24 protein-coding genes are annotated in these 21,347 nt (G+C 70.5%); 18 read left to right on the plus strand and 6 right to left on the minus strand.

Annotation, left to right across the window (positions count from 1 at the left end):
* The first annotated feature begins 151 nt into the window (after positions 1-151).
* From VFL28_16095 to VFL28_16105, 3 genes are all read left to right on the plus strand, one after another.
* Positions 152-730, plus strand: coding sequence for a DUF4337 domain-containing protein (locus VFL28_16095; protein ID HET7266186.1), 579 nt, complete (start codon positions 152-154; stop codon positions 728-730).
* 40 nt (positions 731-770) lie between these two features.
* A complete protein-coding gene (locus tag VFL28_16100; protein HET7266187.1) occupies positions 771-1,055 on the plus strand; it encodes a hypothetical protein in 285 nt (94 codons plus the stop codon).
* A 190-nt stretch (positions 1,056-1,245) separates the two neighbouring features.
* Complete coding sequence (locus VFL28_16105; protein ID HET7266188.1) at positions 1,246-1,725, plus strand: DUF4189 domain-containing protein; 480 nt, start codon at positions 1,246-1,248, stop codon at positions 1,723-1,725.
* A gap of 186 nt (positions 1,726-1,911) precedes the next feature.
* Here the strand turns inward: VFL28_16105 and VFL28_16110 are convergent, their stop codons facing one another.
* Positions 1,912-2,940: an amidohydrolase family protein gene (locus tag VFL28_16110; protein HET7266189.1), complete on the minus strand. Its 1,029-nt coding sequence runs from the start codon at positions 2,938-2,940 to the stop codon at positions 1,912-1,914.
* A 135-nt stretch (positions 2,941-3,075) separates the two neighbouring features.
* Between VFL28_16110 and VFL28_16115 the strand changes: the two genes are divergently transcribed.
* The 8 genes from VFL28_16115 to VFL28_16150 all read left to right on the plus strand — a co-directional run bounded on the left by VFL28_16115 (position 3,076) and on the right by VFL28_16150 (position 10,681).
* A complete protein-coding gene (locus VFL28_16115) occupies positions 3,076-4,536 on the plus strand; it encodes an aldehyde dehydrogenase family protein (protein HET7266190.1) in 1,461 nt (486 codons plus the stop codon).
* Positions 4,537-4,555: 19 nt separating this feature from the next.
* Entirely contained in the window at positions 4,556-5,809 is a 1,254-nt protein-coding gene (locus tag VFL28_16120; GenBank protein ID HET7266191.1) for an ArgE/DapE family deacylase, read from the plus strand.
* The gene (locus VFL28_16125) at positions 5,794-6,669 is read left to right on the plus strand and encodes an energy-coupling factor transporter ATPase (GenBank protein HET7266192.1); all 876 of its coding nucleotides are present in this window, start codon (positions 5,794-5,796) and stop codon (positions 6,667-6,669) included. Before VFL28_16120 ends, VFL28_16125 begins: the two co-directional genes overlap by 16 nt.
* Positions 6,666-7,538, plus strand: a complete 873-nt coding sequence (locus tag VFL28_16130) for an energy-coupling factor transporter ATPase (GenBank protein ID HET7266193.1) — start codon at positions 6,666-6,668, stop codon at positions 7,536-7,538. Before VFL28_16125 ends, VFL28_16130 begins: the two co-directional genes overlap by 4 nt.
* Positions 7,535-8,374 carry an energy-coupling factor transporter transmembrane component T gene (locus VFL28_16135; GenBank protein HET7266194.1) on the plus strand — a complete coding sequence of 280 codons (840 nt, stop codon included), beginning with the start codon at positions 7,535-7,537 and terminating at the stop codon, positions 8,372-8,374. The genes VFL28_16130 and VFL28_16135 overlap by 4 nt, the downstream gene beginning before the upstream one ends.
* Positions 8,375-8,494: 120 nt before the next feature.
* Entirely contained in the window at positions 8,495-9,043 is a 549-nt protein-coding gene (locus tag VFL28_16140; protein ID HET7266195.1) for an ECF transporter S component, read from the plus strand.
* Positions 9,044-9,071: 28 nt separating this feature from the next.
* Positions 9,072-9,275, plus strand: a complete 204-nt coding sequence (locus VFL28_16145) for a hypothetical protein (GenBank protein HET7266196.1) — start codon at positions 9,072-9,074, stop codon at positions 9,273-9,275.
* 20 nt (positions 9,276-9,295) lie between these two features.
* On the plus strand, positions 9,296-10,681 hold the full coding sequence (locus VFL28_16150; GenBank protein HET7266197.1) for an amidase: 1,386 nt from the start codon (positions 9,296-9,298) through the stop codon (positions 10,679-10,681).
* Positions 10,682-10,686: 5 nt separating this feature from the next.
* On the opposite strand, the gene VFL28_16155 is transcribed toward VFL28_16150, so the two are convergent.
* Both VFL28_16155 and queF read right to left on the minus strand, forming a co-directional pair.
* Positions 10,687-11,151 carry a QueT transporter family protein gene (locus VFL28_16155; protein ID HET7266198.1) on the minus strand — a complete coding sequence of 155 codons (465 nt, stop codon included), beginning with the start codon at positions 11,149-11,151 and terminating at the stop codon, positions 10,687-10,689.
* Positions 11,152-11,258: 107 nt separating this feature from the next.
* Entirely contained in the window at positions 11,259-11,621 is a 363-nt protein-coding gene (gene queF, locus VFL28_16160; GenBank protein ID HET7266199.1) for a preQ(1) synthase, read from the minus strand.
* A 370-nt stretch (positions 11,622-11,991) separates the two neighbouring features.
* Here queF and VFL28_16165 point away from each other — a divergent pair, with 370 nt between their 5' ends.
* Entirely contained in the window at positions 11,992-12,666 is a 675-nt protein-coding gene (locus VFL28_16165) for a DEAD/DEAH box helicase (protein ID HET7266200.1), read from the plus strand.
* Positions 12,667-12,788: 122 nt separating this feature from the next.
* The gene (locus VFL28_16170) at positions 12,789-13,628 is read left to right on the plus strand and encodes a methyltransferase domain-containing protein (protein HET7266201.1); all 840 of its coding nucleotides are present in this window, start codon (positions 12,789-12,791) and stop codon (positions 13,626-13,628) included.
* A gap of 4 nt (positions 13,629-13,632) precedes the next feature.
* Here the strand turns inward: VFL28_16170 and VFL28_16175 are convergent, their stop codons facing one another.
* Entirely contained in the window at positions 13,633-14,388 is a 756-nt protein-coding gene (locus tag VFL28_16175) for a hypothetical protein (protein ID HET7266202.1), read from the minus strand.
* A 311-nt stretch (positions 14,389-14,699) separates the two neighbouring features.
* On the opposite strand from VFL28_16175, the gene VFL28_16180 reads away from it, so the two are divergent.
* The gene (locus tag VFL28_16180) at positions 14,700-15,917 is read left to right on the plus strand and encodes a threonine synthase (protein ID HET7266203.1); all 1,218 of its coding nucleotides are present in this window, start codon (positions 14,700-14,702) and stop codon (positions 15,915-15,917) included.
* 52 nt (positions 15,918-15,969) lie between these two features.
* Positions 15,970-17,394, plus strand: coding sequence for an ATP-binding protein (locus tag VFL28_16185; protein HET7266204.1), 1,425 nt, complete (start codon positions 15,970-15,972; stop codon positions 17,392-17,394).
* Here VFL28_16185 and VFL28_16190 read toward each other — a convergent pair.
* Positions 17,321-18,187 (minus strand): AEC family transporter, encoded by an 867-nt coding sequence (locus VFL28_16190; protein HET7266205.1) that lies wholly within the window; start codon positions 18,185-18,187, stop codon positions 17,321-17,323. The two genes, VFL28_16185 and VFL28_16190, sit on opposite strands and share 74 nt — an antisense overlap.
* Before the next feature lie 38 nt (positions 18,188-18,225).
* Positions 18,226-18,633 (minus strand): VOC family protein, encoded by a 408-nt coding sequence (locus VFL28_16195; GenBank protein ID HET7266206.1) that lies wholly within the window; start codon positions 18,631-18,633, stop codon positions 18,226-18,228.
* Positions 18,634-18,721: 88 nt separating this feature from the next.
* Here VFL28_16195 and VFL28_16200 point away from each other — a divergent pair, with 88 nt between their 5' ends.
* The 3 genes from VFL28_16200 to VFL28_16210 are packed head-to-tail and all read left to right on the plus strand — an operon-like array spanning position 18,722 to position 21,343.
* Positions 18,722-19,141: a cupin domain-containing protein gene (locus VFL28_16200; protein HET7266207.1), complete on the plus strand. Its 420-nt coding sequence runs from the start codon at positions 18,722-18,724 to the stop codon at positions 19,139-19,141.
* A 16-nt stretch (positions 19,142-19,157) separates the two neighbouring features.
* Positions 19,158-19,595, plus strand: a complete 438-nt coding sequence (locus tag VFL28_16205) for a cupin domain-containing protein (protein ID HET7266208.1) — start codon at positions 19,158-19,160, stop codon at positions 19,593-19,595.
* Positions 19,592-21,343, plus strand: coding sequence for a CocE/NonD family hydrolase (locus tag VFL28_16210; GenBank protein HET7266209.1), 1,752 nt, complete (start codon positions 19,592-19,594; stop codon positions 21,341-21,343). Before VFL28_16205 ends, VFL28_16210 begins: the two co-directional genes overlap by 4 nt.
* Positions 21,344-21,347: the final 4 nt, after the last annotated feature.

A 21,347-nucleotide genomic window follows, 5' to 3' on the forward strand; every position in this document is an offset into this window, starting at 1 on the left:
CCGGCGCACCGGAAGGCGCGCCGGCCGCGTCGCGTTCTTCCGGCCCCTCGCGCGCCCGTTTCGCAGGAGTGCGCGCACGTGGTCCAGAAATCGATTCGATCCCGGGTATCGCCGGTCGGGAGACGGCGGCCGGGGGCGTGAAGGAGGCGCGGTGGAAGAGGGGTTCGAGGTCGAGTCCAGGGTCGAGGCTGCGGAAGAACACCCGCACTGGCTCATCCCCGCCGTGGCGATCACGACGGCGCTGCTTGCCGTCTTCGCTGCCTACGCCAGCTTCGCGGGCGGCAAGGCGGTGCACGGGTCGCTGGCGCGGCTGACCGAGGCGTCGCTGTACCAGAACCAGGCGTCCGACCAGTGGGCGTTCTATCAGGCCAAGGGGATCAAGCGCCACGTCTTCGAGGTGCAGCGCGACGTCCTGCGGCTGCAGCATACGCCGCAGGCCGCGGCGCTTGCCGCGCGCTACGATCGCGAGGTGGCGCGCTACACGTCGGATCAAGAGAAGATCAGCAAAGACGCGCAGGCGCTGGAACGGCGACGCGACGAGGCACGGCAGTCGGCGGAACGGTACGACGTGCTGCACCAGCGCTTCGGCAGCTCGGTGGCGTTCTTCCAGGTGGGGATCGTGTTGTGTTCGGTGGCGGCGATCGTTCGTCGGCCGCCGCTGTGGTACGGTGGGATCGTCGCGGGCGCGGCCGGCGCCGTGCTGCTGACGCAGGGCTTGGCGGTCGGTTGACGCGTGCGGCGGACGGGCAGAGACGCGGGGGAGGTGCGGTGTGGAGAACCAGTCGGGGTCGGGGGCCGCGGTGTCGACTGAGGCCCAGGCCGCGCGCCGGGAGTGGGCGGAGCCGCTCCTCGCGGGCATCGTTGTGTCGCTCGTCGCCGAGGCGAAGGACGCGGGATGGAGCGGGCGCCTCGAGTACGTTGTCGAGCTGTGCGTTCAGGAGATGATGTCGACGCTCGGCATGTCCCGCGAGCAGGTGATCGAGACGCTCCTCCGGTGGTCGGCTGAGCTCGGCGAATCTCTGACCAGGGAGGACGTGGAGAAGGCCATCGCCTGACCGGCGTCGAGCGCGGCCGCGGGCCGCGCTCCGGTCGCGCCCTCGCAGCCGGCGCTCACGGGCGCCGGCTCTCGTTTTTCGGGGCCGAAACCCGGGTACAGAAACAACAAATGAGTGCGTCACCGTGCCGGTCCGGAAGGAACCGGTCCGCGGCGGCGCGTCGGATCTCTCCATGGAGGTGGCAGGTACAATGGGACAGATGCATGGTGGCGCGGCGGGAACGCGGGCGCTGATCGCAGCGGCGGTCGTGTCGGTCGTGGGCGCGGCCTGGCCGGCGGCAGCGTTCGCCGACGGGGCCCTCGCGATCGGACAGCCGTCGGACGTGGCCAATCACGGATTTGCGTTCGGGATCGTCAGCAACGTCTCCAACTCGAGTCAGGCGTCCAATCAGGCGCTGGACCTCTGCCGGACCGCGAAGGGCGCTTCCTCCGACGCCCGCAGCGTCTGCAAGGTCGTGAAGACGATCAGCCAGCAGTGCGCCGCGGTGGCGATGGATCCCAAGAAGGGCACCCCGGGCGCCGGCTGGGCCGTCGCCTACGACAAGAAGACGGCGGAGTCGCAGGCGCTCGCGCAGTGTTACGACACGGCGGGGACGGGCCGGCAGTCGTTCTGCGTCGTCTCGGCCTCGCAGTGCGACACCGGCATGGGGGCCACGAGGGGCGGACAGTAAGGCGCGCGCGGAATTCGTGCGGTGTTTTGAAACGCGCTATACTGGGAATATAGTGCGGGATACACCATAGTTCGGATGAACAGGAGGTGGAAAACGATGCTGCTGGCCGGGTTGCTGCTTCTGGTCGGCTTGGCGCTGTGGGCCACCGGACACCTGATCATCCGCTAAGCGGTCCACAGACGATAGCTAACCGCCGCCGGTTCTGTCCCTGGAATCGGCGGCGGTGTGTTGTGCGGGGCGGGCGTCGATTCTGAACGCCCGCCCGGCCGTTTTCCAGTAGATCTGCTCGAGGACGTCCGCGGGAAGGTCGAGCCCGCGCAGCCTCGGTGCGCCGGCCGCGTCGGGATCCGGGATCGGCGACTCGCACTCGAGATCCGTCTCCCAGAACATCTGATGGACCCAGTACCGCACGAGGTAGCGGACCGGGTCGGAGTCCTTGAGCACGACCTGATCCGTCCCGAAGCAGATGCGATCGGCCCAGCGGCCGAAGAACGTGCGCGCGGCCTCGCGTTGGCGCCCGAGCTCGCGGACGATCCACTTCGTCGCGCTCGTGTCCAGATACAGGTTGGGGTAGCGGGTCAGCAGGTCGGCGAGGTGGTCCAGGTGCTCGGGATCGCCGCCCATGTGCGCCGCGAGAAACGGCACCGTTGGATACTGTCGCAGCCGGTGTTCCAGCATCGGATACTGATCGGCCTTCGTGCCGTACCTGGCCGGATCGTACTTGTGCTCGAACCAGCGGTCGGGATCGCTCACGTGCACCAGCACGCCCAGCCCGTGGGCCGCGATCGCCTCGAAGATGCGGTCGAGGCGGGGGGAATCGAAGAGGAAGTCGAGGCGGTCGCGGATGCGCGGCGCGAACCAGAATTTAATGACGCGCACGCCACTCGCCGCCGCCCGCGGGATCGTCTCGAGTCCGCGCTCTTCCGGCGGACGGTCGTCGCGCGGCGCGGGGCGGCCGGGGGGCGGCGCGAGCGGCGGCCGGGCGATGATCTCGATCTCACGCGGGTACCGGCGCCGCAGCGCGAGGCCCTCGTCGAGCTGGGTGATCGCGCCGATCCGCGCGATCCCGTAGCGGCGCCCGGCGTCGACGAGCTCGTGATTGGTGCCGGGTTCCGTCATGTGGGTGTGCATGTCCACGATGGGACACGACACCTTGCGGGGCGGCGGCGACGCGAATCCGTCGCGCTGCGCTTCGTCGAGATGCTGTCCGTTCATTCGGCGGCTCCTACGGCGTCGTCGGTCTCTGCCCGGCATAACGGGCGCGGCCCACACACGAATTTCCCTCGGCAGGAGTCCGGTCCTGCGAAGCACGAACGAACGCCTCACCTCACCGTCCCGGGAGGAGATCCGATGAGTACTTCCAGCGTGCACCGCGACGCCGGACCCCGCGTCGTGGTCGACGTCAACCCGGCCGACACGACCGATGTGCTGGCCGAAGTTCGGCAGGCGACCGCCGCCGACGTGGAACCGGCCGTCGCCCGCGCGAAGGCCGCCTTCGCGAAGTGGCGCGACGTGCCGGCCCCCGAGCGCGGCCGCGTGCTCGCGCGGGCCGCGGCGATCACCCGGGCGCGCGCCGATGACCTGGCCCGGCTGCTGACGCGTGAGGAGGGCAAGATCGTCTCCGAAGCGCGCGGCGAGATCATCCGCGGCGCCGTGCTCTTTGAATGGTTCGCCGGCGAGGGGTTCCGCATGGGCGGGCGTACCCGCCCGTCCGAGATGCCGTCGACGCTGCTGTTCACGCTGCGCCAGCCTCTCGGCGTTGTCGCGGTCATCACGCCGTGGAACTTCCCCTGGGCGGAGCCGGTGTGGAAGGCCGGGCCGGCGCTCGTGGCCGGGAATGCCGTCATCCTCAAACCCGCGACGCTCACGCCGCTGCTCGCCGAAGAGTACGCGAAAATCTTGGGTGAAGCCGGCCTGCCGGAGCACGTGCTCCAGGTCTTGCCGGGCAGCGGCGGGGAGGTCGGAGACGCGCTCGTCGACCATCCGGACGTCAAAGCGGTGTCGTTCACGGGGTCGACCGCGATCGGCAGCGACGTCTACGCGCGGGCCGCGCGCCGCCTCGCGAAGGTCACCTGCGAGATGGGCGGCAAGAACGCCGTCGTCGTGATGCCGGATGCGGACCTCGACGTCGCCGCGGCCGGCGTCGCCTCGGGGGCGTTCGGCAGCACCGGACAGCGGTGCACCGCGACCAGCCTGTGCGTGGCGCACCGCGATATCGTGCGGGACCTCACCGAGCGGATCGTCGCCTCCGCCAAGAAGATGCGGCTCGGCAACGGGTTGGAGAAGGACGTCGACATGGGACCGCTCGTCGACGCGCACCAACTCGAGAGTGTGCTGGGGTACATCGACGGGGCGCGGCGCGAGGGGTTGCGCGTCGCCACCGGCGGCCGGCGCGCGACCGAGGGCGCGTGCGAGCGCGGGTACTTCGTCGAGCCGACGGTGTTCGTCGATGTTCCGGCCGGCGCGCGGATCGCGCGGGAGGAGGTCTTCGGCCCCGTCCTCTCGATGATCACGGTCGGCTCGCTTGACGAGGCCCTCGCCGTGACCAACGGCGTGACGTACGGCCTCTCTTCGTCCATCTACGCGCGCGACTCATCGGCCATCATGCGCTTCGTGGACCGCGTCGAGGTCGGCATGGTCCACGTGAACTCTCCGACGGTCGGCGGCGAGGCGCAGGTGCCGTTCGGCGGCATCAAGTGGAGCGGCGTCGGCGGCCGTGAGATGGCCGAGGAAGGTCTCGAGTTCTACACCGAGCTGAAAACGGTGTTTTTCGACTACACGGGCAAGCCGCGGGAGTCCAAGATTTACTAAACCTTCGGACCGCGGGCCCGTGCCGAGCGAGGGGAGCGCCGCCGCGGAACGGGCGCTCGACGCCGTGCTGGCGGCGATCGACGACGCGTACACGCTGAATCTCGCGCGCCGTCTCGTCCGCATCCCCAGCGTCTACCGGCCCGGCGACCCGCGCGGCAATGAGGCGGAGGCCGCCGCCTTCGTCGCCGAGGAGCTGCGCCGGCTCGATCTCGTCGTCCGGGTCGAAGACGCGGCGCCCGGCCGGCCGAACGTCATCGCCGACCTGCCGGGCACGGCGTCCGGGCCCCTGCTCATATTCGAAGGCCATACCGACGTTGTGACCGAGGGCGACGCCGCCGCGTGGACCGTCCCGCCGTTCGGCGGGGAGCTCCGCGACGGACGGCTGTACGGCCGCGGCTCCGCCGACATGAAGGCCGGGGTCGCCGCCGCGGTCGGCGCCGTGCGTGCGCTGCGCAGCGCCGGCGCGCGCCTTCCCGGGACGGTCCGGCTCGCGATCGTCGCCGACGAAGAAGGCATGATGCTCGGCATCAAGGCGTTCATTCGCAACGGCTGGGCGGACGGCGCGCGCGGCGCGATTATCTGCGAGCCCGAGGAGAACGCGATGTGCCTCGTGCAGAAGGGCGGGGTGCGCGCGCTCGCGCGGTTCCGCGGGCGCATGGCGCACGGCGCGATGCCGAAGAGCGGCCGCAACCCGATTCCGGCGGCGGCGGCGTTCGTGCGCGAAGCCGGCGCCCTCGAGGCGCGCTACATCTCGCGCCACGGCCGCCACGCGCTCCTCGGCGAGCCGAGCGTGACGCCGACCCTGCTGCGCGCCGGCGAGCCGGCGCAGCTCAACGTCATGCACGCCGAGGCGCTCGTGGGCCTCGACATTCGGACGATCCCCGGACAGGACCACGCGGCGATCTGCGCGGATCTTACCGCGGCGGCGCGGGCGGCGGCCGCCGCGACCACGGGGTGCGGCGCCGAGTTCGAGGTCATCGAAGAGCGGCCCTGGACCGAGACCGACCCCGCCGCACCGATCGCGGTCGCCGTCGCGAACGCCTGCCGGCGCGTGCAGGGCCGGCCGCCGCGCATCGCCGGCGTGCCCGGCGCCACCGACGGCACATTCCTGCACGCGCGGGCGCACGTCCCGATCGTGACCATCGGGCCCGGCGACGTCACGATTCCGCATCAGGTCGACGAGTTTGTCCGCGTCGCCGAGATCGCCGAGGCGTGCCGCATCTACGCTGCGGCGGCGTGCTATTTCTTCGGAGGCGAATGGCCGGTCCGCTGATCGTTTGCGAGGACCTGCACTTCTCGTACGCGGCCGCCCCGGAGTCCGGCGCGCCGGCGGCGCCCTCCCGGCCCGGCGAGGTTCTGCGCGGCGTCTCGCTGCGGATCGACGCCGGCGAGTACGTGGCGATCGTCGGCCCGAACGGCTCCGGCAAGTCGACGTTCGCCCGGCACCTGAACGCGCTCTTGCGACCGACGGCCGGCCGCGTACTGGTCGCGGGGCTCGACACGGGTGATCCGGTCCACACCCGGGCGATCCGCGGCGCCGTCGGCATGGTCTTCCAGCACCCCGAAAGCCAGATGGTCGCGACGATCGTCGAGGAAGACGTCGCCTTCGGTCCCGAAAATCTCGGCGTGCCGCACGACGAGCTGCGCCTCCGGGTGCGCGAGGCGCTCGAGCTGGTGGGGATGTGGCACGCCCGCGAGCGCCCTCCGCACCTTCTGTCCGCGGGGCAAAAGCAGCGGGTCGCGATCGCGTCGGTGCTGGCGATGCGGCCGGCGTGCGTCGTGCTGGATGAAGCGACGTCGATGCTCGATCCTGAGGGCCGGGAGGCCGTCGCCGCGATCGTCGGCGAGCTGCGCCGGCGGGGAACCGCGGTCGTCGCGATCACGCACCTGATGAACGAGGCCGCCCGCGCCGACCGCATCGTCGTGCTGGCTGAGGGCGCCATCCTGCTGGATGGGCCGCCGCGCCGGGTCTTCGCCCGTGCCGATCTTCTTCGCGAGATCGGCCTCGATCTGCCGCCCGTGACCGCCGTCGCGCTGCGCGTGCGCGCGCACGTACCGGGGTTCCCGATCGACGTGCTCTCCGTCGACGAGTTCGCCGCGGCCGTGGCCGCGCGCGCGGGCGGCCGGTCGTGAGCGCGGGCGCCCCGATCATCGAGGTCGCCGGCCTGTGGCACACCTACATGGTGGGCACGCCGTTTGAGCACACGGCGCTGCGAGGCGTCAGCGTCGAGGTGCGCGCCGGGGAGGTGGTCGGCATCCTCGGCCGGACCGGCTCGGGCAAGTCCACCCTGATCCAGTACCTCAACGGCCTGTTCCGCCCGGCGCGCGGCCGCGTCGTCGTCGACGGGCACGACCTCGCGAACCCGCGCACCGATCTGCGGCGCATCCGCCAGCAGGTCGGTCTCGTGTTCCAGGATCCGGAGACCCAGATGTTCGAGCCGCTCGTCGGCGACGATGTCGCCTACGGGCCGCGGCAGCTGGGTCTCGGGGCGGACGAGATCCGCGCCCGCGTGCGGTGGGCGATGGACGCGGTGGGGCTGCCGTTCGAGCGGTTCAAGGATCGGTACACCTTCTCGCTGAGCGGCGGCGAGATGCGCAAGGCCGCCCTCGCCGGCGTGCTTGCGATCCGGCCGCGCGTGCTCGTCTTGGACGAGCCGACCTCGGGCCTCGACCCGGGGGCGCGCGCGGAGCTGCGGTACCGCATCGAGGAGCTGCGGGCCCGCGAAGGCCTCACGCTCGTCCTGGTCTCGCACGACATGGAAGAGGTGGCGCGCCTCAGCGACCGTCTGTACATCCTGAAGGATGGGGCGGTCGCGGAGGCGGGCTCGCCGCGCGAGGTGTTCGGCGACCCGGCGCGCCTCGCGGCCCTTGGCCTGCTGCCGCCGGAGCCGGTGCGGGTCGTCCAGCGCCTGCGCGCCCTCGGCCTGCCGGTCGCCGGCGACGCGCTGACGGTCGAAGAGGCGGGCGATGCGGTGGCGGCGCTGCTCGGGGCGCGCGTATGAGCGAGTTCGAGCTGCTGCGCAACATCACGCTCGGCCAGTACCTGCCGACCGGTTCGTACCTGCACCGGATGGACCCGCGCGCGAAGATTGTCGCGACGTTTCTCTTCCTTGGAGCCGTCAGCTTCACTCCGACCTACGCAGGCAATGCCGTACTCATGGCGGCATGCCTCGGGATCGTCACGGCCGGGCGCATCCCGATGCGTTATGCGCTTCGCGGTCTCCTCCCGGCGTTGCCATTGCTGGTAATCCTCGCAGTCATGCAGTTGTTGTTCTTCGGACGAGGGTTTGCGCCGTCGAGCCCGGTGGTGTTTCAGTGGGGCTGGATCGTTGTCACCGCGGCAGTCGTCCGCCTGGTGGTCGTCTCCGCAGTCCGATTCGTGGAGCTACTGCTAGTAACGAGCGTGTTCACGCTCAGCACCACGACCACCGAGCTCACGCATGGGATCGAAAGCCTGCTGCGGCCGCTGCGGCGGTTCCGGGTGCCGGGACACGAACTTGCGCTCGTGGTGACGATTGCGATCCGCTTCGTGCCCACGCTCGCGCTGGAGGCCGAACGGCTGATGAAGGCGCAGGCATCCCGCGGGGGCCGTATCGGCGGGAACCGCTGGCAGTTCGTGGAGCGCACCCGGCAGATGCTGCCCATTCTCGTTCCACTGTTTACGTTCGCGCTGCGCCGTGGTGAGGAGTTGATCGTCGCGATGGAGGCGCGCGCGTACACCGGCGGCGCCGGGCGCACGACATACACGGTGCTCGGTGGATCCGCTCTCGACTGGCTGGTGCCCACCGCCGCGTTCATCTTCCTCGTTGCTATGCTGCGCGTGCCGTTCGCGAAATAGACATCGGGACCGCGCAAGACGCAGCAGGAGGGCGCGCGGACGTAGGGAATGGCCCCGCTGTTCTATGCGGGGCCCGCGGCCGGGGATGCCGTGGCCCACGACGACCACGGGAGGGAAGCGATGCAGGGTCAGGGGGGACTCTCGACGCGAGGCATCGTGATTTCCGCGGTGCTTGCCGCGATTGCGATCTTCCTCGGTGCCACGCGTCTCGGTTTCATCCCGGTGCCGACCGCGGCAGGAAGCGCGACGATCATGCATGTTCCGGCGATCATCGGCGCGATCCTGGAAGGCCCGGTAGTCGGCGCAATCATCGGTACGATCTTTGGACTTTACAGTTTCTTCTTCGCTACGATCCCGCTGTTCAAGGATCCCATCGTTGCTATCGTGCCGCGAATTTTCATCGGCATCTTCGCGGCGTGGGCCTACATGGCGTTTCGGCGGTCCGGCGAAGTGACCGCGATCACCGTTGCGGCGATCGTCGGCACGGCGACGAACACGGTCCTGGTGCTCGGCTTCGGCGTTCTGCGCCACTACATTCCCACGAAGGCAGCCGTCGTGGTCGCGGTGACACATGGGATTCCGGAGATCATCGTCGCGGTGATCATTTCGCTCGCGGTGCTGTTGGGTTGGAAGCGCGTGCAGCGGCCGGAGGCCCGCGCACGGGTTTAGTGTTCCGTTTGACTCCGGTCTTCGCCGCATGCCCGTAGACACCGCCGGCCTGGCGCAGCTCGCCCGGGTGCTCGGCCTGTCGCTGCCGCAGGACGCGCTCGAACGGCTGGCCCCGGTCGTTTCCAGGGTCTACGCAGATCTCGACCGCCTCCGCGCCCTGCCGATCGACGACCGGCGTCCGGCACTGCCGCCGCTCGCGGACCTGCCGTACGAACCGGAGACGCACCGCTGACCGCCCTCGCGTACGAGACGATCTCCGGGCTCGCGGAGCGGCTCGAGTCTCGCGAGGTCTCGGCGGCGGCCGTCACCGAGGCCGCGCTCGAGCAGTTCGAGCGGTGGCGCGCGCTTAACGCCTTCATCACGGTGACGGCGGACCTGGCCCGCGCGCAGGCGGAGCAGGCCGCCCGCGAGATCGCGTCGGGCCGCTACCGCGGCCCGCTGCACGGCGTGCCCGTCTCCCTCAAGGACCTCATCGACACCCGCGGCATCCGCACCACGTGCGGATCGCGGGTGCGGGCCGACCACGTGCCGGCGCGCGACGCGACCGTCACGGTCAGGCTGCGCGACGCCGGGGCGGTGCTGCTCGGCAAGGCGGCGCTGCACGAATTCGCCTTCGGCATCACCAACAACAACGCGTATTTCGGGCCGACCCGCAATCCCTGGGGGCTCGACCGGATCCCCGGGGGCTCGAGCGGGGGCGGCGGCGCCGCGGTGGCGGCGGGGCTCGGGGCAGCGTCGATCGGTACGGACACCGGCGGCAGCATCCGCATTCCGGCCGCGCTGTGCGGCGTCGTCGGCCTCAAGCCGTCGTACGGGCGCGTCAGTACCTATGGCGTGTTCCCGCTCTCGTGGTCTCTCGACCATCCCGGTCCGCTGACCCGGACCGTCGAAGACGCGGCGATCGTGCTCCAGGCGATCGCCGGGCCGGACCCGCACGACCGGACGACGCTCGGGCAGCCCGCGCCGGATTTTCGCGCGGCCGTCCGCCGCGACGTGCGCCGACTGCGCATCGGCGTCTTCGACGACTCGTACCACCGGCAGGTCGAGCCGGGCGTGGCCGTCGCGTTCGAGGCGGCGCTCGACGTTCTGCGCGGGCTGGGGCTGCGCGTGGAGCCCGTGGCCCTGCCGCACATGGCGGAGACGTTCGCGGCGCAACTCGCGATCATCCAGGCCGAGTCGGCCAGCGTCCACGAGCGCTGGCTGCGGGAGCGTCCGGGGGACTACGGACCGGAGACCCTCGAGCGGCTTCGCCCCGGGCTGTTCGTGACCGCCGCGCAGTACCTGCGGGCCCAGAAGCTCCGCGCGCTGGCGTTCGACGAGTACGCGGAACTGTTCCGAAGCATCGACGCGCTCGTCCTGCCAAGCGTGCCCGCGGTCGCCCCGCGCATCGGTCAGGACACGATCGATCTCGCGGGTGAGGTCCTGGAAACTCGAGCGGTGATCACGCGCTTCAGCCGTCTCTTCAATTTCGTCGGAGCGCCGGCGCTCTCGGTACCGTGCGGATTCGGCGCGCACGGTCTGCCGGTCGGGCTGCAGATCGCGGGCCGGCCGATGGACGAAGAGACCGTGATCGCGATCGGCGCCGCTTACGAGCGGGCGACGCCGTGGCACACCCGCCGGCCGCCCGAACCCGAGTAGGCGGGTCAGCGCGTCGGACTCTTGAGGACCTTTCGCAGCGCCGCGTGCACCGGCTGCATCACCGGCACACCGAGGACGATCAGCAGGATCTCGCTGATCACGAGGGGCGGGAACAGCACCCGCGGCGACGCCTGCAAAATGAAGGACAGCATCACCGATACGGCCGCCGCGATGATGACGGCGTACGCCGTCGCGCCGAGGTAGGCGTTCACGCGGCCGAGCCGCCATGCGGCCCATCCGCCGACGAGGTTCGCAAACGGCATCCAGACGAACTCCCACGGACCGGCGAACGGGCTCGTGAGGTTGCCGAGGAAGTTCCCGACGACGAACGCGGGAATGAGATGAGGCTCCCAGATCACCAGGGGCTTCAGAATCTCCGAGAGCCGCAGCTGGTATGGTCCGTAGGCGACCGGCGCGAGGTAGATCGTCAGCGCGGCGTAGGCCGCGGCGATGACGGCGCCTTCGGCCACGCGCCGGGCAACCCCCCCACGTCGCGCGGCCGCCGCCGCGGCTCCGGCGGCTTCGATTCCATGGTCGCCGGCGGCGGGTCCGCCGGCAGACCCGGGGGGGCCGGCGGTCACGATGCCGGGGTCGCCGGTCGGGGCCACCGCGTGCGGACGACGGTGTGCACGCCGCCGCGGACGCGGTAGTCGAGTTCGAGCTCCATCCAGCTCGGGTCGGACGAGCGCACCAAGTCCTCGAGGATGCGGTTGGCGGCGTGCTCCTGGAAGATGCCGACGCTGCGGTAGGATAAGAGATAGTGCTTCAGCGAGCGCAGCTCCAACACGCGCGCCTTCGGCAGATAGCGGACCACCAGACGGCCGAAGTCCGGCAGGCCGGACCACGGGCAGACCGCGGTGAATTCATCGGTGTCGATCTCGACCACGGCCGGCGATCCGGCGTACTCATACGGGAACGTCTCCAAGACGTCGGCCCGCACCGTGGCCGGATCGCGGATTTCCAGATCGACCGGGACCGGTGATTTCGCGGTTGCGGACTGCTGAGTCGGCCGGCTGCGGTCGCCGTCGATGCCGGCGGAGTCGCCGCCCGGCCTGATTTTATGGGTCGTGGAGGGCTTTGGGCGCACGTATGTTCGCCACCCGGCTCGGTTGTACGTCAAACCGATGCTATGGTACAATAACCGCGCAGCCAAACTCAAACCCCGGCGTCTCTCCAGCGACGCAACGACGCATCTTCCAACGGTCCGGCGGGAGTGGGTGACTGTCTCCGGTCGTGTCCCGTGTACCGGCATCATCGGCTGAGGTCCGTGCCGGTCGCACGGCGCAGAACCTGATTCGAGGGGCGTGCGAATGGCCATCGAAACACATGCAAGTACGAACGGATTCGGCGGTCTGGCCGATCCTCGCATCCAGCGTGCGCTGCAGGAGCTCGGTTGGGCGACTCCCACGCCGATTCAGTCGCGCGTGATCCCGTCGCTCGCCATCGGCCGCGATCTTGTCGCGCAGGCCGATCCCGCGCCGCGCACCACGGCGGCGTTCGGCATCCCGATGCTGCAGCGGCTCGATCCGCGCAGCAAAGCGGTGCAGGGTCTCGTCCTCGCGCCCAACCGCGATGCGGTGCGGCAAATCACGGGCGACCTCGGGCGGCTTGGGGCGCACACGCGGCTGCGCATCGTCGCGATTTCGACCGGCGAACCGCTGGCCCGGCAGATCACGCGGCTGCGCGAGAAGCCGCATATCGTCGTCGGCACGCCGAACCGCGTGCTCGAGCACCTCGGCAAGGCGACGCTGACGCTCCGCAGCGTGCACATGCTTGTCCTCGACGACGCCGACCGCATGCTGAAGATGGGGCTGCGGACGGACGTGGAGCAGATTCTCGTGCGCACTCCGTCGACGCGCCAGACGGCGCTGTTCTCGTCGACGTTGCCCGAGCCGATCCGCGCGATGGTGAGCCGGTATCTCCGCAACCCGATCTGGGTCACCGACGCGCCGGTGCAGTCGCTCAATTCCGGCCACCGCGCCTGATCGGGCGCCGGCCGGGCCGCGCGGCCCCATGACTACGCTTGCGGTCCCCGTCACGTCCCGGAGCGTCCTTGCGCGGCGCTCCGGGACGTGGCTATAATACGGCTGTGGACGAGCAGCCCGTGATGTCCCGCGTCGCGGACGACTCTTCGCCTGAAGAAGACCGGTTCGGCTTCTGGCGATTCGCGCGCCACGACTTCTTCACGGACGTCAACCGGTGGCTCGTCGACCGCGTCGCCGCGCTCGGCCCCAGAATCGTGGATCTCGCGTGCGGACCGGGCGCGATCACGGAGCTGCTGCTCGCGCGGATGCGCGAGCACACGCGCGGCATCATCTACGCGGTCGACCCTTCGATCGCCGAGCTCGACCGCGCGCGGCGCCGGATCGCGTCGAGCGTCGTGCGCTTCGTTCACGGCAGCGCCGAAAACCTCAGCCGGCTCGTCCCGCAGGTCGATGTCGTCGTGTTCTGCAACGCCATTCACCTGATCGCCGACAAGGAGCGCGTCGCGCGGGAGATCCGCGCGGTCCTCGGGCCCGGCGGCGTGCTCGCGTTCAATACGACCTACTTCAAGGGATGCTACGTCCCGGGCACCGAGCGCTTCTGGCGTTCGTGGGTCGTGCGGGCCGCCCGCCTCGTTCAGGAATCGGGCATCGCGGTGGCGCACACGCACGAGGGACGGGCCGCGGCGATGCGGTGGCGCACACCCGAGGAGTACGCGCAGCTGTTGTCCGGCGCCGGGTTTGTGGCCCCGTCCTGGGAGCTTCAGAAGGTCGAGATGTCGCCGGAGAGCCTCGAAGACATCGGACAGTTTTCGATGTTCATCGAAGGGGCGCTCCCCGGCGTGCCGCTCGAGGCCGGGGCGGACGCGCTCAAGCGCACCGTGCGGGCGGCGATCGAAGATGCCCGCCTATCCGGCACGGTGCCGCGGTACTGGCTGCAGTTCATCACGCACGCGCCCGCGTAGGGCCTCACCGCGCGACCAAGGTCACGATCTCCGGCGGGATCCCGCTGTCTTCCATGCCGCGCACGACACGCTCCGCCTCAACGCGGGTGGCGAACACCGGCGTCACGACCTCGGAGAGTCCCCCGCGCCGGACGACCACTACGAGGAATCCCTTCCGCAGCACGATGTGCCGCATCCGGTCGGCGGCGTCGGGATCCGTGAAAGTCCCCACCGTGACCGCGTACCGCGCACGCGCCCGCGGCGGTGCGGCGGCGGTGTGGCGCCGGACAGCCGGGCTGTCGGCGGCTGGATTCCCGACGCCGAAGACGGCGGCCGCGACTGGTCGTGGCACGGCGGTGGCGGCGGGCGCCGCGCTGTGACTCAGCGATCCCGGCGGCACTCGGCCCGTCGGCCCGGGTGCGCCGACGGCGCGGCCGATCACGAAGGCCGCGATGACGGCGACGGCGACCGCGGCGCGCGCCCGCCAGGGGGATCGACGCGCCGGCGTCCGGGCGGCGTCCCAACGCAACAACGCGTCTTCCAACAGATCCTCGCGAACCCACAACGGCCGTATGCCCGGCGGCCGCCGGGAGGCGTGGATCGCCGCGTCAAGGTCAGCAGTCGTGTAGATCTTTTGTCCTGCGATCGCCAGGCGGGAGACGCCGTCGAGGTAGGTCTCATCCCAATAGACGATCCGATCGGGGTTCCACGAGTCGGAGTCTGGAACGTCGCGGAGGAGCAGGCGACCCCACACAGCGGCGGCGGAGAAGAACCTTGCCACGGTTCACCCTCGTACTGTTCGAGGTGTTTCAGCCAAGAATAAGACACCTTTTCCCCGAATCCCCGGCAATTTCACTCGTCCCGGTGGGCTAAGCTCCGCAAGCGCGACAATTTGTGGTCCACGGGCGCTGTCCGACGTATTTCTAGAATGTCCATAGATTCATTCTGCCTCTTCCATTTGGATCGCAGATATGATATAATACGCCCTGTCAACAGTTTGAGGGCTCGCGCGGTCCGCGCGGGCTTTTTCGTTTCCCCGCGAGAAGTTGTAACGTAGATGCGGGCGGGCGTGCCGCCCAAAAGGGGGTCTCCATGAACTTCCTGCATCACCTCGAGTGCACGGCCTGCGCGGCGACGTACGCCGCCGACGAGCTCCACACCGTCTGTCCGGCCTGCGGCAAGGTCCTCTACGCCCGGTACGATCTGGACCGGGCGCGCAGCGAGTTCGCGCGCGAGTCGCTGCGGGGACGTCCGGCGACGATGTGGCGCTACCATGAGCTGATGCCGGTGCGAAACGAATCGAACATCGTCACGCTCGGCGAGGGCATGACGCCGCTCCTGCCGGTGCCGGGAGTGGGCAGCCGTCTCGGCCTCGCGAACGTGCTGTGCAAGGAAGAGGGCCTCAACCCGACGGGATCGTTCAAGGCGCGCGGCCTTTCCGCGGCGATCAGCCGGGCGAAGGAGCTCGGCGTGACAACGATCGCGATGCCGTCCGCCGGGAACGCGGCATCGGCCGCCGCGGCCTACTGCGCGCGCGCCCATCTCGAACTGTACCTCGTGATGCCGGTCGACGCCCCGCACACGAACAAGGCGGAGTGCGCGGCGTACGGCGCGCACACGTACCTGATCCACGGGCTGATCACCGACGCGGGCCAGGTGCTGCGGAGGGCGGGCGCCTCGCGCGGCTGGTTCGACATGTCGACGCTGCGCGAGCCGTACCGCGCGGAGGGCAAGAAGACCCTCGGCTACGAGCTGGCCGAGCAGCTCGGCTGGACGCTGCCGGACGTGATCATCTATCCAACCGGCGGCGGCACCGGCATCGTGGGTATGTGGAAGGCCTTCGCCGAAATGGAAACGCTCGGCTGGATCGGCGCCAAGCGGCCGCGGATGGTGGTCGTGCAGGCCGCGGGCTGTGCGCCGATGGTGCGCGCGTTCCAGGAGGGTCGGACGCACGCCGAGCCTTGGCGCGACGCGCGGACGATCGCCGCCGGGCTCCGCGTGCCGGCCGCCATCGGCGACTACCTCATCTTGCAGGCTGTGCGCGACAGCGGCGGCACGGCCTACAGCGTCTCCGACGAATCGATCCTCGCCGACATGCAGGAACTCGCCCGCGAGGACGGCCTGTTCGCTTGTCCGGAGGGGGCCGCGACATACGGCGCGCTCAAGGCGATGGTGCGCGACGGGCTCGTGCGCAAACATGAGACGGTTGTGCTCTTCAACACCGGCGCGGGTCTCAAGTACGTCGACCTGCTGCACCCCGCGCTGCCGGAGTTCAAGCCGGCGGAGCCGCCGGCCGCGCTGAGCGCCTGACCGGATGGCCCGGAAGGCGTCTCGCCGCCCCACGCGCCGCCGCGCCGGTTCCGTGCGGGAGAGCGCCGCGGGGTGGCGGGATCTCGCGCGCGCCGCGGAGTCGCTTGTCGTGCTGCGGGGTGTGCTGGACGACCCGGCCGGCCGGGAGTGGCGCGAGCTCGTCGGAGCGCTGGCCCGCGAGGCGCCCGACGCGGTGCGGGCCGCCGCCGCGTACGCCCGGTTGTTCACGCTTCTCGCGGTGGAGACGGAGTCCGCCGCCGGACCGCTTGTCGGCGACGCGTGGCAGACGCATCTGATCGCGCGGCTTCTCGAGGACGACAACCCCTTCAGCCACAAAGCGGAGCGCGCGCCGTGGCACGCGCTCGGGCCGGCGCTGGTCGCGCAGGTGCGCACCGATCTCGCGGCGCTCGCCGTCTGCCACGAGCGCGGCGGGACGGCCCTGTTCGAAGCCGCGGCGCGGCTGACCGGGCGGCCGGCGGTCTCTTGGGACGGCTTCCGGCCGTTCGACGGCGCGGCCGCGGCTCCGGCGCGCCTGCGGATCATGCGGCGCCTGCACGCATCGCGGGAGTGGCCGGTGCTCGCGCAGGACCTCGCCGCCTACTTCGCGTCGGCGGGCGTGGGGTTGTTCGGCCGGTACCGCGCGTTCCGTTGGGTCCACGACGAGGGTGCGGGGCGCCTCGAGGGCGTCGCGGTACCGGACCCGGTGCGCCTCGCCGATCTCGTCGACTACGAACTGGAGCGCGAGCCGGTCGTCGAGAACACGCGGCAGTTTGTCGCCGGCGGCCCGGCCAACAACGTGCTGCTCTACGGAGACCGCGGTACCGGCAAATCGTCGACGATCAAGGCGCTCGCGAACGAATACGCCGGATCGGGCCTGCGGCTCGTCGAGGTCGCGAAGGACCGCCTCGGCGACTATCCGCGTATTCTCGCGCTGCTACGGGGCCGCCGCGAACGGTTCATCCTCTTTGTGGACGACCTGTCGTTCGACGAGCACGAGACGCAGTACAAGGCGCTGAAGGCGGTGCTGGAGGGCGGCGTCGAGGCGCGGCCGGACAACGTCGTGCTGTACGCGACGAGCAACCGGCGGCGCCTCGTCGTGGAGCGGTTTGCCGACCGCCAAGCGGCCGGCGGCCCCGAGGACGAGGTCAACCCGCAGGAGGCCGCGGAGGAGAAACTGTCCCTCGCCGACCGCTTCGGCATCCACGCGCCGTTCCTGGTGCCGGACCAGGAGCGGTACCTCCACGTCGTCGAGGGGCTCGCGTCACAGTTCGGCCTCGACGTCCCGCGCGAGGAGCTGCACCGCCGCGCGATCGTCTGGGCGCAGTGGCACAACGGCCGTTCGTGCCGGGCCGCCCGGCAGTTCATCGACGCGCTGCGCGGGGAAGCGCTGCTGCGGCGGGAGGCTAGCGAAGCAGGGTCAGCAGCACCGCGGCGGTCAGCGGACTCAACAGCGTCGTCACGATCACGGCGCCGCTGACGAGGGACGGCGCGACCCCGAACTCCGACGCCCAAATCGCGGCCGTGACCGCGGTCGGCAGGCTCGACTGCAAAATGCTGGTCTGCCGCGCCACGCCCTCGAGCCCGACCCAAGGCGCCGTCACCCACGCGAGCACCGGCGCGATCCCCAGGCGGATGATCGTCGCTACCGTGATTGCCGGCCACTCGCCGTTCGGATGCACCTGCGCGAGCTGCACCCCGATCAGCAGCAGCATCACGGCGACCGCTCCGTTCGCCAGCAGCTCGGCCGCCCGCGCGACCGGCGCCGGCGGCACGACGCCCAGCACGTCGAGCAAGAGGCCCGCGGCCACGGCGTAGGTGATCGGCAGCCGGGCGAGCGTCCGCAGCGCGCGGCGCGCGCCGGACTCGGCGTGGGCGGCGATGTAGGCGGCCAGCACGTTCACGAGCACGGCCTGTACCGCGAAGAAAGCGAGCGCCGCGGCGAGGCCGCGGCTGCCCCACGCGAAGAGGGCGAGCGGCAGCCCGGCGTTGCCGGCGTTGCTGAACAGCGTCGCAAGCAGGAGACCGGTGCGGCGCGTGCGATCCCACCGCGCGACGGACGCCGCGGCGATCGCGATCGCGCCGATCAGGACGAGCTGCACGACGAGGTACGCGGCCATCCGCGCGAGCACAGTGTGGTCCCCCGTCGCGGTGGTGACCGCGTAGAAAGAGATCGCCGGCGCGAGCACCGCGACCGACAGCGACGTGAGGGGCTGCGCGTCGACGAGCTTCGCGCGGCCGAGCGCGTACCCCGCCGCGCCGATCAGGAGCACCGGTCCAATAACGTTGCTGAAGACCCCGAGGACGCCGATCAGCTCCGGACCGCCTGCACGAGTTCGATGAGGGTCGCGCCGCCCCCCGGATCCAGAAACACGCCGAAGGCGCCGCCGGGGTCCCGGCGCGGCCGGTCTTCGAGCGTGCGCAGTCCCGCCGCCCTGACGCCGGCGATTGCGGCGTCGATGTCGGCGACTTCCAGCGCGACGTGGTGCGGGCCTTCACCGCGGTCGCGCAGCGCCGCGGCCCAGATCGTGCCGTCGGTCAGCGGCTGGATGAGGTGCAGGAGGCTTTCACCGGCGGAGAGCAGCGCCACCGTGGCTTCGCCGCGATAGTCTTCGACGCCGAGCACGTCAAGGCCGAGGCCCGTCCGGTACGTCTCCGCCGCCGCTTCGGCGTCGCGCACAATGATGCCGACGTGATGAATCCGCAGCACTTCGGGCACGCCTGCCGCTTCGTGTCCGTCTGCAGGGAGGCCTGCCGCGGGCCGTCGAAGTGCGCTTCCCTCGACCTTCTTCACGCGGAGGACCCCCATGGCGGATTACGCAATCGTCGACTCCGAGAAGATCGCTTCGGACGTCACGTACGAACCGCCGCTCGTGATCGCGTTCGGCGTGGACAAGCACAGCGTCGGTTCCCGCACGATCACGATGGGCCGCACGCGCATCCCGCCCGGCGGGCGCAACCAGGCGCACTACCACTCCTGCGAAGCGTCGTTCTTCATCCGCAAGGGCCGGCTGCGCATCTTCATGGGCGAGGACCGAAAAGAGTACGTGGTCGCCGAGAACCAGTTTGTTTACGTTCCGGCCGGCGTGGTCCACGGGCTGCAGAACATGAGCGACACGGAGACCGCGGAGTTGGTGTTCACGTACGGCAACTGCCCGAGCAAGGAGGACGCCGGGACGTTCTTCGTGGAGAAGCCTTGGGCCGAAGCGTCGAAGAGCGCCGGGTAGGCAGGGAGGGGCGACGATGCCGTTTCACAAGTGGGACGCGTTGCCGGACGAAGTCATCTCGCCGCACTATTCCACGGCCACCGGCGGTACCGTCACCGGAGCGATTATCGAAGTCGGCCGCTACCGGATTGCCGGCGGCACCGGGGCCGATCCCCACGAGCACCCCAACGAGCAGATCATTTACCTGCTGAACGGGCGGCTCAGGGCGCACGTCGGCGATGAGGAGCAGATCGTCGAGGCCGGCGAGGTGATCCACGTGCCGCCGAACGTGGTCCACGAGATCCGCGCGATCGAAGACAGCGTCTTCCTCAGCAGCAAGAATCTCGTCGACGGCGAGGGCAGCCGGGGCTGGTCGGCGTCGGCGCGGGTCGACCGGCCGCGCGTGCGCAGGCCGGTGGCGCGAAAGCCCGCGCATCGGGCGAAGTCCAAGGGAAGCCGCGGGCGGCGCCGATGACCGAATCGTCCGAGCGCCCGTGGCGCGTCGACCGCGACGCGGGCATGGTGATCGAGTGGGACGCCGGCATCCGCATGAATGACGGCGTCGTGCTCCGCGCGGATATCTTTCGCCCCGACACGGCGGGGCCGCATCCCGTGCTGCTCACCTACGGCCCGTACGCGAAGGGCCTCCCGTTCCGGCAGGGGTACCCCGATCAGTGGACCCGGCTCGTGGAGCATCACCCCGACGTCGTGCGCGGGTCGTCGGGACGCTATCAGAGCTGGGAGCTGCCGGACGTGGAGAAGTGGGTCCCCGACGGTTACGCGTGCGTCCGCGTCGACTCGCGCGGCGCCGGCCGGTCTCCGGGCTTCCTCGACCCGTTCTGTCCCCGCGAGACGCGCGACCTCTACGAGTGTATCGAGTGGGCGGGCACGCGGTCCTGGAGCAACGGCCGCGTCGGCCTCGCGGGCATTTCGTACTACGCGATCAACCAGTGGCACGTCGCCGCGCTGCAGCCGCCGCACCTCGCGGCGATCTGCCCCTGGGAGGGGGCGGCGGACTGGTACCGCGACATGACGCGCCACGGCGGCATCCTGTGCGACTTCTGGGGCAACTGGATGAAGAAGCAGGTCCTTACCGTCCAGCACGGCCTCGGCGACCGCGGTCCGGTCAATCCCAACACCGGCCAGCCGGTCGCCGGTCCGGAGACGCTCTCCGAGGAGGTGCTCGCGGCCAGCCGCGCGGACCTGCGCGGCGCGGTGCTGGCGCGGCCGCTCGACGGGCCGTTCTATCGCGAGCGCTCGCCCGACTGGTCGAAGGTGCGCGTACCGCTTCTCTCCGCCGCCAACTGGGGCGGGCACGGTCTCCACGCGCGCGGCAACTTCGAGGGCTTCATGCGCGCCGCGTCGACGGAGAAATGGCTCGAGGTGCACGGCCTCGAGCACTGGACCCACTTCTACACGGACTACGGGCGCACGCTGCAGCGCCGTTTCTTCGACCACTTCCTTAAGGGCGAGTCGAACGGCTGGGAGGACCAGCCGCGCGTGCTGCTGCAGGTCCGTCACCCGGACCGTTTCGAGGAGCGGGCGGAAGACGAATGGCCGCTCAAGGGCACGCGGTGGACGAAATGGTATCTTGACGCCGGCGCCCGGACGCTCGCGGAGCAGGCGTCCGGCGCCGCCCTGTCCGCGGTCTACGACGCCGGCGGGGCCGGCGTGACTTTCTCGACGCCGCCGTTTCCGGACACGACGGAAATCACCGGCCCGGCCGCGGCGAAGCTCTTCCTGTCGTCGTCGACGGCCGACACCGACGTGTTCGTGGTATTGCAGGCCTTCGACGCCGCGGGCCGCGAGATCGATTTTCAGGGCGCGCTCGATCCGCACTCGCCTGTCGCAAACGGATGGCTGCGCGCCTCCCAACGCCGGCTCGACCCGGCCCTCTCCACGCCGTGGCGGCCGTATCACGCCCACGACCACGCCGAGCAACTCGTCGCCGGCCGAGTCTACGAACTGGACGTCGAGATCTGGCCGACGTCGGTCGTGGTGCCGGCCGGCGGCCGCGTCGCGTTCACGGTCCTCGGACGCGACTTCGAGCGTCCGGGACCCGCGCAGGAGATCCGGTCGTTCGTCACGCCGTTTCGGGGATCCGGACCGTTCGTGCACACGGATCCGGACGATCGCCCGGCCGCAGTGTTCGGCGGCCGGAACACGCTGCACACCGGCGGGGTGCACTGTGCCTTCGTGCTGCTGCCGGTAATCCCGCGCTGAGGAC

The sequence above is a fragment of the bacterium genome (assembly GCA_035691305.1).
Taxonomy (GTDB): domain Bacteria; phylum Sysuimicrobiota; class Sysuimicrobiia; order Sysuimicrobiales; family Segetimicrobiaceae; genus DASSJF01.

Excerpts from the sequence above, each read along its gene's own strand:
- VFL28_16110 (HET7266189.1), bottom strand. The coding sequence starts at position 2,940 with ATGAACGGACAGCATCTCGACGAAGCGCAGCGCGACGGATTCGCGTCG.
- VFL28_16210 (HET7266209.1), top strand. The coding sequence starts at position 19,592 with ATGACCGAATCGTCCGAGCGCCCGTGGCGCGTCGACCGCGACGCGGGC.
- VFL28_16165 (HET7266200.1), top strand. The coding sequence starts at position 11,992 with ATGGCCATCGAAACACATGCAAGTACGAACGGATTCGGCGGTCTGGCC.
- VFL28_16145 (HET7266196.1), top strand. The coding sequence starts at position 9,072 with ATGCCCGTAGACACCGCCGGCCTGGCGCAGCTCGCCCGGGTGCTCGGC.
- VFL28_16105 (HET7266188.1), top strand. The coding sequence starts at position 1,246 with ATGGGACAGATGCATGGTGGCGCGGCGGGAACGCGGGCGCTGATCGCA.
- VFL28_16115 (HET7266190.1), top strand. The coding sequence starts at position 3,076 with ATGAGTACTTCCAGCGTGCACCGCGACGCCGGACCCCGCGTCGTGGTC.
- VFL28_16140 (HET7266195.1), top strand. The coding sequence starts at position 8,495 with ATGCAGGGTCAGGGGGGACTCTCGACGCGAGGCATCGTGATTTCCGCG.
- VFL28_16125 (HET7266192.1), top strand. The coding sequence starts at position 5,794 with ATGGCCGGTCCGCTGATCGTTTGCGAGGACCTGCACTTCTCGTACGCG.
- VFL28_16135 (HET7266194.1), top strand. The coding sequence starts at position 7,535 with ATGAGCGAGTTCGAGCTGCTGCGCAACATCACGCTCGGCCAGTACCTG.
- VFL28_16200 (HET7266207.1), top strand. The coding sequence starts at position 18,722 with ATGGCGGATTACGCAATCGTCGACTCCGAGAAGATCGCTTCGGACGTC.
- VFL28_16180 (HET7266203.1), top strand. The coding sequence starts at position 14,700 with ATGAACTTCCTGCATCACCTCGAGTGCACGGCCTGCGCGGCGACGTAC.
- VFL28_16205 (HET7266208.1), top strand. The coding sequence starts at position 19,158 with ATGCCGTTTCACAAGTGGGACGCGTTGCCGGACGAAGTCATCTCGCCG.
- VFL28_16170 (HET7266201.1), top strand. The coding sequence starts at position 12,789 with ATGTCCCGCGTCGCGGACGACTCTTCGCCTGAAGAAGACCGGTTCGGC.